This window comes from Winogradskya consettensis (assembly GCF_018332715.1).
Lineage (GTDB): Bacteria > Actinomycetota > Actinomycetes > Mycobacteriales > Micromonosporaceae > Actinoplanes > Actinoplanes consettensis.
On record NZ_BOQP01000037.1, the window covers coordinates 1 to 10,365 of the forward strand.

7 protein-coding genes and 1 rRNA gene are annotated in these 10,365 nt (G+C 69.1%); 2 read left to right on the forward strand and 6 right to left on the reverse strand.

Features of this window, described 5'->3' with window-relative positions; translation table 11 throughout:
- The first annotated feature begins 136 nt into the window (after positions 1 to 136).
- Positions 137 to 253: ribosomal RNA gene (gene rrf / locus Aco04nite_RS32110) — 5S ribosomal RNA — on the forward strand.
- Between the two features lie 86 nt (positions 254 to 339).
- On the forward strand, positions 340 to 1,299 hold the full coding sequence (locus tag Aco04nite_RS32115) for a hypothetical protein (protein WP_213000997.1): 960 nt from the start codon (positions 340 to 342) through the stop codon (positions 1,297 to 1,299).
- Positions 1,300 to 1,313: 14 nt separating this feature from the next.
- On the opposite strand, the gene Aco04nite_RS32120 is transcribed toward Aco04nite_RS32115, so the two are convergent.
- The 6 genes from Aco04nite_RS32120 to Aco04nite_RS32145 all read right to left on the reverse strand — a co-directional run bounded on the left by Aco04nite_RS32120 (position 1,314) and on the right by Aco04nite_RS32145 (position 10,279).
- Positions 1,314 to 2,480 carry a CobW family GTP-binding protein gene (locus tag Aco04nite_RS32120; RefSeq protein ID WP_213000998.1) on the reverse strand — a complete coding sequence of 389 codons (1,167 nt, stop codon included), beginning with the start codon at positions 2,478 to 2,480 and terminating at the stop codon, positions 1,314 to 1,316.
- A gap of 103 nt (positions 2,481 to 2,583) precedes the next feature.
- Positions 2,584 to 4,530 carry a M4 family metallopeptidase gene (locus Aco04nite_RS32125; RefSeq protein ID WP_213000999.1) on the reverse strand — a complete coding sequence of 649 codons (1,947 nt, stop codon included), beginning with the start codon at positions 4,528 to 4,530 and terminating at the stop codon, positions 2,584 to 2,586.
- Positions 4,531 to 4,677: 147 nt separating this feature from the next.
- A complete protein-coding gene (locus Aco04nite_RS32130; protein ID WP_244876447.1) occupies positions 4,678 to 5,334 on the reverse strand; it encodes a class I SAM-dependent methyltransferase in 657 nt (218 codons plus the stop codon).
- Between the two features lie 4 nt (positions 5,335 to 5,338).
- Positions 5,339 to 8,563: a helicase HerA domain-containing protein gene (locus tag Aco04nite_RS32135; protein ID WP_213001000.1), complete on the reverse strand. Its 3,225-nt coding sequence runs from the start codon at positions 8,561 to 8,563 to the stop codon at positions 5,339 to 5,341.
- Positions 8,560 to 9,240 carry a hypothetical protein gene (locus Aco04nite_RS32140; RefSeq protein WP_213001001.1) on the reverse strand — a complete coding sequence of 227 codons (681 nt, stop codon included), beginning with the start codon at positions 9,238 to 9,240 and terminating at the stop codon, positions 8,560 to 8,562. Before Aco04nite_RS32140 ends, Aco04nite_RS32135 begins: the two co-directional genes overlap by 4 nt.
- Complete coding sequence (locus Aco04nite_RS32145; protein ID WP_213001002.1) at positions 9,233 to 10,279, reverse strand: endonuclease domain-containing protein; 1,047 nt, start codon at positions 10,277 to 10,279, stop codon at positions 9,233 to 9,235. Before Aco04nite_RS32145 ends, Aco04nite_RS32140 begins: the two co-directional genes overlap by 8 nt.
- Between the last annotated feature and the right edge of the window lie 86 nt (positions 10,280 to 10,365).

Below are 10,365 nucleotides of genomic sequence, written 5' to 3' on the forward strand. Positions count from 1 at the left end.
CCACCCTAAACTTGATGCTCCCAGTGAGCTCTTGTAAAAGCGTTTATGCGTCCACTGTGTGATTCACAGCAAACAACCATCCCCCAAACAACGTCATGTTGTTGGGCTGGGTTGATGGTTTAACGCTGATAGCTGTTTCGGTGGTTATAGCGGAGGGGAAACGCCCGGTCTCATTCCGAACCCGGAAGCTAAGCCCTCCAGCGCCGATGGTACTGCACTCGGGAGGGTGTGGGAGAGTAGGACGCCGCCGGACTCAACGTGATGAATGGCCTGCCCTTCGGGGCAGGCCATTCTGCGTTTATGAGCCGCAAATTATTCAGAGACTAGGACGATAATCGCGTGACGACGGCCGTGTTCCCCGCGGTGACCCTGCCGGCCTGCGAGCCCGGTGCCGATCCGTCCGAGATGGCCGGTGCGGTCGCGGCGTGGGCAGTGTCGCCGGCGATGCGTGCTCTGGTGGCGGAATTTGGGCATACAGCGCCGTTCGATGGCCCGGTGACCGAGCTGCTCGATGATCTGGAGCGGTTCTCGGGCCGGCGTTGGGATTACCGGAACGGTCTCGAACGCCAGCAGGCGGTCGGTGAGTCCTTTCTCCCGGCTGCCGATGCGCTGATCCGCTCGGCGGCGGCCTCACTCGGTCTGGCGGGTCGCCACTCGCCTCCGTTGCGGAAATATGACCACGTGCTGGTGCTGGGCGGCACCGTACGCACCATGGTCGCTCGCGCCGAGCTCGCTGCCAGGCTGCTGCGGGACGGGGCCAGTGTCTCCTCTGTCGTGGGGCTCGGCAGCATGCGTCCGTTGAACGCGTCCACCGACGACATTCGCGATTTTGGCCTGCGCGACGGTCTCACCGAGGGCGATGCCGTGGATGAGGGGCTACGCCGGGCGTTCGGTCTGAGCGCATCGCCGACGATCCGCGACGGCGTGAACGCCGTCGAGCAGCCGTGGTGGATCCGCACGTACGCTGCGGCGTCGACACCGATCCACGTGCTGGCTGCGCCCTCCACCGACCCGGGCCGGCGTGCCAATACCGCGGATACCCTGATCGGATGGGCCGGCCTTGTCGAGCCGGCTCCCCGTACCAGTCGCCTGTTGCTGGTGACCTCGGATTTGTTCGTGCCTTTCCAGCATTGTGACGCGGTCCGGATCCTCGGTCTGCGCTTCGGTTGCGCGGTGGACACGGTCGGATTCGACACCGGGAACAGCGATTTGGTGGCGAAGCCCCGGGCGTTCCAGATTCTCCAGGAAGTACGGTCGGCCGTTCGCTCCATGCAGGCCCTGCACCGGTCGCTGAGCTGATCGGGTGCCTGCCGTCACGCGGTGGGGGAGGAGACCAGGGGAATGACGTCGGCGAAGGGGTCTGCCAGGGTCTGCCACGATTCCATTCCCTCGGCGAGTTCCTGGTCGGTGAGCAGGCAGTCGTTCAGGAGGGCGGTCAGCGCGGGGGCGTCCAGACCGAGACCGATGAACGACAGGACGGTGCGGCGGTCGCCGTAGTAGGGGTCCCACGTCAGGTCCGCGGCGAGTCGGCGCATGGGTGAGGCCTCGGACCAGCGGTGGCGGGGGAGTGCCGTCAGCCAGTGGCCCAGGTTGCCGAGCAGGACGCCGCCTCCCGCGGACTCCCAGCTGATCGCCGTGGCGGGGCGGGTGGCGATCCAGAGCTGGCCGCGGCCGCGGACGGGCAGGCCGGTGAGGTCGTCCAGGGCGTCGTGCAGGCGGTCCGGGTGGAACGGGCGGCGGGCCTCGAACAGGACGGCGTTGACGCCGTGGTCGCCGGCCGGGTCGTGCAGGCCGAGCGGGTATCCCTCGAGCGCGCGGGCCGGGGTGGCGGGGATCGCGGGGTTGTGGCGATCGCTGCGCAGGAGCTGGGCGGCCAGCTCCGTGCAGTTCACGGCAGGGGTGTCGCCGACGCGCACCTGGGCTGCCCAGGGGGCCAGGCGGTGGAGCAGGGCGTCGTGCAGGCGGTCGGGGGTGCCCCAGACGACGATCGTGTCGGCGGACTCGAGCTGGCGGGTGAGAACGTCCGCCACGCCGCGGTGGTCGTTGTCGGCGGCGTGCAGGTCGCGGTGGGTGAGCTCGTCCGTAGTGGTCAGGTCGTCGAGGAACGTTCCGGCCTCGACCACCGTGACGAACGAGTCGAAGTGGACGGCGGCCGCGCGGATCAGTTCCGGCTCGATGGCCGGGGGCAGGGCCAGGATGATGTCGCTGTCCGGTCGTTCCCGGCTCAGGCGCACGAGGGCGGGCAGGACATCCTCGCGCACGGCGCAGGAGGCGCAGCCGTGGACCAGGTGCGTTTCCGTGGTTTCGAGGACCTCGGTGGCGGTGCGGATCGTACGGCGGACCACTCCCTCGCGTACGGCGGAAAGGTCGTGGGTCAGCAGGACCAGGGACGGGTCCGTGACCAGTAACGCGCGGGCGACCGCGGCGGTCGCCGCGGAGGAAAAGCCGGCCAGGACGGTGACGCGGGGAGCGTTGGTCATGGGCCCATCTTATTGGAAACCATTTTCATTACAAGCAGGGGTCTCGGGGGAACAGGCGCGGGCCCGGCGCAACTGCGCCGGGCCCGCGGAACTCCGGGGTGGATCAGATGGTGAGCGACCAGCTGTTGATCTTGCCGGTGTCGGACGAGTAGACGTCCTGCACGCTGAGCTTCCAGGTGCCGGTGCCCGTCTCGCTCGACAGGTTGGCCGTGTAGGTCGTGATCACGTTGTCCGCGCTGTCCGAGCTGCTGCTGCTCTTCAGGACGTAGCTGGAGCCGTCCGGTGCGATCAGGTTGATCTTCAGGTCACCGCGATAGGTGTGGGTGATGTTGACCGCGACGCTCGAGCTCGACGACGCGGCGCGGGCACAGGTCAGGGCGATGTTGCTGGTGACCGCCGCGCCGGCGTCCGGGATGGTGACGGCGGTGGAGTTGGTGCCGGTGCAGGCGCCCGACGGCGGTGCGGAGGTCGTCGGCGAGGCGGTCGGCGACGAGGTGGTGCCGCCGGTGCACGTCGGGTCGGCGGTCTGCGCCGGGACGCTGACGGCGGTCCAGGCGGCCTTGACCGTGTTGAACGTGACGCAGTTGTCGCTCGGGAAGAGCGTCTTGGCCGCGGTCAGCGTCCAGGTGCGGTACTTCAGGTACGACGAGCTGGAGGTCTTCAGCAGCATCGCGTTGTACATGATCTTGATGGCGTTCTGGATGCCGACGCCGGTGATCGTGGTGCTGTTACAGGTCGTGCTGGCCGGCTGGCCGTTGCCGCTGGTGCCCTGGGCGAGCAGGTAGAACCAGTGGTTACCGGGGCCCGCAGCCGCGTGGACCTCGTCGCTCGGGGTGCTGCTGGAGTAGCAGTTGTCGTCGCCCGCGAGCGAGGGGTTGTACATGTAGCGGATCGGGCCGCTGCCGACGAGGTTGACCTCTTCGCCGACCTGGTAGTCGGGGGCGTCATTCGGGTTGTTGGCGTACCACTCGGTCGCCGCGCCGAGGGTGTCGGCGACGAACTCCTGGGTTCCGTTGCCGGAGATGCCACCGGGGGTGGTGTCGTCGATGCCGTGGCCCAACTCGTGGCCGACCACGTCGGCCGAGGAGATCCACTGGCCGGCGGTGTTCTTGCCGATCTGGACCTGGGTGCCGTCGTAGTACGCGTTCTGGTCGTTCAGGCCGACGCGGATCGGCCATGCGCCGCCGCTGCCGTTCTGGCCGTTACGGCCGAGCCAGGCGGAGAGCATCGCGGTCTGCTTCTGCGCGACGTAGAACGCGTCGACGCAGCCGGTCTCCTTGCTCGTGCCGACGCCGGTGCCCCACACGTTGTCCGTGCCGGAGAACGTGGTGTTGGTCGAGGCGTCCTGGCAGCTCAGCGTCGTCTGGACCGGGTCCTTGAGGGAGTAGGTCGAGCCGGAGAGCGTGGTGTTGAGCGTGACCGCGCCGTTGATCCAGCCGGTGCCGGTGCCGCTCACGTCCGAGACGTGCTCGGTGGTCTTGACGACCTTGCCGGTGAGGGCGTCCACGTCCACGGTGAGCCGGCTCGGGCCATCGGCGCCGACACCCGAGACGGTGGTCTGCCACACCAGCGACGCTTCCGCGTCCTCCGGGGCCAGGACGGCCAGCGCGGTGCCCTCGTCCTTGGTGACGGACTTGAGCTGCTTGGCCGCGGCGGCCGCGGCGGCCTCCTTGGTGACCTTCGGGGTGGTGGAGAGGCCGGTGATCGGGCGGCTCTGTGCGACCGAGGTGAACTTCTGGTTGCCGGCGGAGTCCGTCATCACCACGAAGTCGCCGCCGTCGACGTTCAGACCCTTGTACGTGCGCAGGTAGGGCACGTACTGCATACCGGCGGAGGAGATCACCGGACGCTGGACGAAGCCGTCGTCCGAACCGACGTGCAGGAAGCTCGGGCGGCTGGCGATCAGGGCCGAGGCCGACGAAGCGGCGTTGGCCTGCGCGGCAGCCGGACTCGGCGGCTGGGCCGTCGCCGGCCCGGCGACGACGACCGCGGCCGACGCGGCCGCGGTGCCGGCCGCCAGGGCGACGATGAGCGGGATTCGGGATTTCACTCGGTGCTCCTTCTCCGCCCGTGGGGTGTCGGGCGTGGTCGGACGTCCGGTGGACGGAGAGTCCTACCTCAATGACGTTGAGGTGACGCTAAGCATCGACGGACGTCACCGAATCAGGGAAAACCCTTGCCCTTGCCCCCGGCCCCCTCACTCGGGCGTAATCTCCCCATTTCTCTGCACGATCAGGTAGCTCTGCGGCGCGGTCTCCCGCTCGTCGGCCGGCCGGCCACCCTGGAACACCGTCGTGAAACCCGCCCCGGCGAGCCGGCTCTCCATCTCGTCGACGGACAGCCAGTACCGATCGAACTCCACCGAGCTGGCGCCGATGCGCCGCAGCGTGCCGTCCCCGGGCTTCCACGCGGTCACCAGGTAGCCGCCGGGCTGCACCACCCGGGCCAGCTCGCGGAACGCCGCCGGCCGGTCGGCGGGCGCGAGGAAGATCAGCGAATACCAGCAGACCACCCCGGCGAGCGAGGCGTCCGCGAACGGCAGCGCGCGCAGATCACCGACGTCGAACGTGGCGTCCGGGTGGTCACGCCGGGCCACCCGGACCATCTCGGGCGACAGGTCAACCCCGTGCGGGCGAAGACCGAGCCCCATCAGGTACGGCGCGAGCCGGCCGGTCCCCGACCCGACGTCCGCGACATCGGCGCCCAGGCCCGCGGCGAGAGTCAGCTCACCGAACAGGCTGAGCACCGACCGCTCGACGGGCATGTCCTCCAGCCAGCCGGCCAGATGCCCGACGTAGAAATCCGCGAGGGCGTCGTGCGCTGTCCGTAATTCCTGCGTCTTGTCATCATCCACGAGCTCATTCTGCGCGGGCCCGCTCCAGCACCTCCTCGGTCGTCAGCGGGCTCTTCGGATGGTGGCTCAGGCACAGCGGTGTGCGTACCTTCGTGAAGGATCGACCTTCCAGGGCGATGTAGAACTCGCCGGTCCGAAGCTGCGAGATGCCGGGCACGTCACCGCCCTTGGCACGGGCCATCTCCCGGGCCGACTCGATCTGGACGGGGGCGTTCATCAGGCCGTAGCTCTGCGTCGCCGCGTTACCGGGGATCTGGTTGTGCAGGCCCTTCGGGGACTGGGTGGCGAACACCAGGCCCAGTCCGTACTTGCGGGCCTGCGACGCGAGCGACAGGGTGCTGCGGGTGCAGGCCGTCATCGCCCCGGACGGCGCGAGCGTCTGCGCCTCGTCCATCACGAACAGGCCGCCCAGTGGGCGATCACCGGCGGGGTTCTTCTTGACCCAGGCGAACAACGCCATCTGCAGCTGATTCACAAAACTCTGCCGCTGATCCTCACCCTGCAGACCGATCAGGCTGATGACGGAAACCCGGGCCCGTTTACCCGTACGCGGTGTGAGCAGTTCCCCCGGATCCACCGCCGTGCCGGCGCCCCCGAACAGCGGGTCTATCACCATCGCCGCCATCAGGGCCTGCCCCAGCTCGGCAGCGACCTTGACCGCCCCCTCACCGAGGCTGCTGACCGACTCCGGCAACTCGTCCAGCATCCCGATGAACCCACGCAGCGTCGTCTCCCGATGCCGCCGCGCATAGTGATCCAGCGCCTCCTTCAGCACGGCGCGACCCCGCTCGGCCTTGACGGTGCTTCCGCTCACCTTGGCACGCGGGGCGAGCGTCGCCAGCGCCGAGTCGATCGCCGCCTCGAACTCGTCCGGGTCGTCGATGAGCTCGTGGAACGCCGGCAGCGGCTGGAAACTGATCGGGCGCCCCGCCGATCGGCGCGGCGTGTAGACCACGACGTCGGTGTTCTCGAGGTAGTCCCGGGCCTTCTCCGCGTCCCCCTCCGCCCAGCCGCCCGGCGGCTCCGGCCAGGCGTCGCCGAGCCGGGCCAGGTCGTTGTTGGGGTCCAGGACGATCGCGGAGACGCCCTGCAGCGCGCACTCCTCGATCACCCGGCGCAGCAGCACGGTCTTGCCCGACCCGGAACCGGCGAAGATCGCCATGTGTTTACGCAGCGCTTCCAGGCCGGCGACCACCGGCTGCCCGGTGTCGAACGAGGTGCCCAGGGAGAACCCCGGCCCGGCGGCCACCGGGTGCGCGGGGACGGCTTCCGGCTGGGGAGCGGCGGCGGGGCGCTCGGGAGCGGTGGCTTCCGGGCCGATGGCTTCCGGGCCGGTGGCTTTCAGGGCTGTGGCCATCGGGCCGGTGGCCGTCGGGTCGGTGGGTTTCAGGCCGGTGGCTTTCAGGCCGGTGGTGGCGTCGGTCAGTGCTTCGGTCAGGAAGGCGATCGAGCGGGTCGGTCTGCGTGCCATCAGCCAGGCCGGGAGGTCGGGTGAGGACTTGGCGAGCAGGTCACGCAGGGCCCAGAGGGTACGCAGATCGTCGTCACCGGCCGTCAGTCGCCGCCCGCCCGCCGCCTCGAACGCCGCCACCGCCTCCACGTTCTTCGGAGTCTGCGGCCACGCGGCGTTGCGCAGCACGAAGACCCGGCGGTTGGCCACCCCGCCGGCCAGCCCCGCTTCGGTGCAGGCCTTGCGGAGCCGGTTGAGTACGGCGGTCGGGTGATACTCCGGGGAGATCCCGCGGAAACCCCAGTGCGACTCCTCCTCGGTCTCCTCGTCGATCGTCCGCCGCAGCCGTGCATGCAGCGCCGGCTTCGTACTGGGCGGCGGATCCTGCTCGAACGTGAGCCCCGCATCGCCGTGCTCGATGATCCACGCCTGCAGCCCGGCAGCGAGCAACCCGGGCAACTCGGTGTCCTCGGCGTCGCGCGTGAGAGCCCGCCCGATGTCCGCCGATGCCCGGAGCTGCTCGAACCGCCGATCCATCTCGTCGAGACTGGACGCCGCGACCGGCGCGGGCACCACGGTGACCACGCCTTCAGCGGGAACGCTCAGGGTCTTCAGCTCCCGGACAACCCCATCCTTGAGGCAGGTGGCGATGTGCGCGGCGACGCTCTTCAACAGATCCCGTGGCATGAAGTTCACGGCGTCGTCGAAGGCGTCATCGTGGATGGGCCAGGTCGGATATGGGGGAGAGAACGACATCATGCGGTAGTGCTGTTCCAGTCGTTTTGCGACCAGGGCCCGGCCGACGGACGGGCTGGGTACCCGGCCGAGGTCCTGCTTGGCCACGAACCTGTCCTGAACCGCGGCGATGGCGTTCTTGCAGATGACCGCCCAGGTGGCGTGCTGGGCGGCCACCACCGTCAGGGTCCGGTGCGTCTGCTCCCGCAGGTCCATCAGACCGTTCGAGATGTGGTCGACCATCACGGAGTCGTGGCCCTTGATCTCCCGATAGTCATGCATCGCCTTCACCATCGGCGCCAGCAGGCCATCGATCTGGTCGATGGCGATGACTGACGGCCCGGTCAGCGCCAGCAGCCAGGACAACTCGCTGACTATCTGCTCCGCCGGATAGGCGCGCCGCGGCAATGCCCACGGGCCGCGTTCGCCCGGCTCACATTCGTCGTCGGAGAGCAGGAAGTTGTTGCCGACTTCCCGGGCGCGGTAGTCGCCCGCGTTGAACACCGCGAGCGCGCGGGCCGTGTGCCGGCAGGCACTTGCCACCGCCGGATCGAACTCGTGAAGGGCTTTCAGCAGAGCCTCGACGGCATCCCGGTCGAGCGGCACGTCTCCGATGATGGCTTGTCGAGCCTCGAACGGCACCCCGACCAGCAGGGTGAGGCGGCGCAGGAAGACCCGTAGTTGAGTCTCGTGCCCTTCGACCTGCCGCTTCAGGCCGTCCAGCATGGAGTGTGCGACGTTCTGCCAGAAGGGGATGCCTTCCACGAGGCTGACCAGGAAGAAGTAGCCGTCCTGGCGCTGTACCTGCTCGCGGACCCAGCCGAGCAGATGGGTCTTGCCCGAGCCGCGCTGACCCTGGACCACGAGCCCGACCGGGCTGCCGGACTTGCTCTCGCGCGCATCGCCGATGGCGTCGAAGACAGCCTCGGCGACCTCGCGGTGCAGGGTGTCGACATGGAACTCCGAGCGGTTCCAGACATCATCGCGGGTGGGAACGAAGCTGATGCGCAGACCTGTCAGTGCCTTGAGGCCATCATCGGTCATAGCGACTCGATCGCGAGGACGTGCTGGTCCCGTGGGCCGATCTTTACCGCAGCGTCGCGATCCCGGGCGGTCAGAGCCTTCTGGTTGGTCTCTTCCTCGATGCGGACGCCGGGGATGCGGGCCATCAGGCGCAGGACGCCGTCGAGGTCGGTGCGGGGGAGCTCGGTGAGGTGGTCGCGGAGGTCGGCGAGGCCGATCCAGCTGCCCGCGGGGTCGGCGATCTTCTTGTACGCGCGCCGGACGAGCAGCTCGATCACGTCGGCGGGGACCGGCTCGGCGGTTGCGGGTGGTTCCGGGGTGTGGGGATGGTCCGTGGCGGGCTGGCCGCCGAAGATGTTTGCCAGGCTGTGGGTGGTGCTGGTCAGGTAGCGGTCGAGGCCGTGCAGGATCGAGTAGAGGGCCTGGCCGGGGGTGTTGCCGGCGGGGATCTCGGTGCTGGTCAATTCGTCGCGGCACCAGGCCCAGCCGGCCTCGCCGAGGGTGAAGAAGTAGGCGCCGCGGTCACCCTTGCGGCACTCGATCAATTTGGCATCGACGAGTTTGATTCTGCTTTTGCCGGTGAGCTGCAGGCCTGCCGAGAATTGTGTCTTGATTTCGGGGTTGGACAGTTCGGCGTTCTCGGCCATCAGGATCAGAAGTAATGATCGTTCGGGGAGGGTGAGTTTCAGGTCAGGCATGAGGGGCCCTTTCATGATTTTCGGCGCGGCGGCCGTCGAGGAGTTGTCTTATCTGGGACAGGACCAGGTCGTGGTGCTGGGTGATCTGGCTGTTCGTGAAGCGCAGGACGGTGTATCCGGCGAGGTGCAGCAGGACGTCGCGCTGGCGGTCCGCGGCGAATTGGGTGGCCTGGCGGTGCTCCGGGCCGTCGATCTCGACGATGCAGCGCTCGTGGTTCCAGAGCAGGTCGAGGCGGACCGGGCTGGTCAGTGGGTGGACCTGGTAGGGCTGGTTCCATTGCCGGCCGGTGGCCCAGGGCGCGGTGCTCAGGGCGGCCTCCAGCAGCTGCTCGGCGTGGCTCGCCGGGTGTGGGCGGCCCGTGATCGGCGGGTAGCTGACGCTGCCGGCCGGGGCGGGGACCTCGGTGGGGTCGCCGGCCAGCAGGGCCGTGCGGTCAGGGGTGCCGAAGGGGATGGTCTCCACCGTGTCGGCCGAGTTCAGCGGGGCGCCGGTGAACCAGGCGCCGAACCCGCCGGCGTCGCAGAACCAGCGGGCCGCGGTGACCAGGGCCTGCTCAGCGGGGGCGGGGAGGGCGACGGGTACGCGTACGAGCAGGGCGGTCCGGTCCCGGTCGAAGCCGGCGGCGATGACCCTGGCGAGACCCGCGGCCCGGATCTCGGCACTGAGCCTGCCCCCGGGCCGGGCCTGCCGGGACAGCGCGCGCTCGGCCAGATCGGCCAGGAACGGCCCGTAGTGCCCACGCTGCTCGGCGGCACGCAGCGCCATCGACCGGACCGCCGCGACCCCGGCCCCCGCCGCGCCCTCTAGCTGGCGCGCCTCGGGGAGCCAGGCCGGGAACAGCTCGCGAGCGGTACGGTCGAGCTGGGCCAGCAGTGCCTCGATGATCTGCGCGGGCCGCTCCCCGGCACCCGCGGCGTACGTGATGATCGCCGGTGCTCCCGGCGGCAGCACCTCGATCGACAGGGCCAGGGTGCCCGCTTGCGGACCTGTCAGCCCGATGGGCCGGTCCAGAGGAAGATCTGTCCAGGCTTGCGCCACGAAATATCCCTCACACGTCATGGGTGAGTCGATTTTGCGGTGGCCACAACCGGAAGACAAGGACGATTCCGGTGCCCGATGCCACC

Bases quoted from the DNA above. Each gene is read 5' to 3' on its own strand.
- Aco04nite_RS32120 (WP_213000998.1), bottom strand. From the start codon at position 2,480: ATGACCAACGCTCCCCGCGTCACCGTCCTGGCCGGCTTTTCCTCCGCG.
- Aco04nite_RS32135 (WP_213001000.1), bottom strand. From the start codon at position 8,563: ATGACCGATGATGGCCTCAAGGCACTGACAGGTCTGCGCATCAGCTTC.
- Aco04nite_RS32140 (WP_213001001.1), bottom strand. From the start codon at position 9,240: ATGCCTGACCTGAAACTCACCCTCCCCGAACGATCATTACTTCTGATC.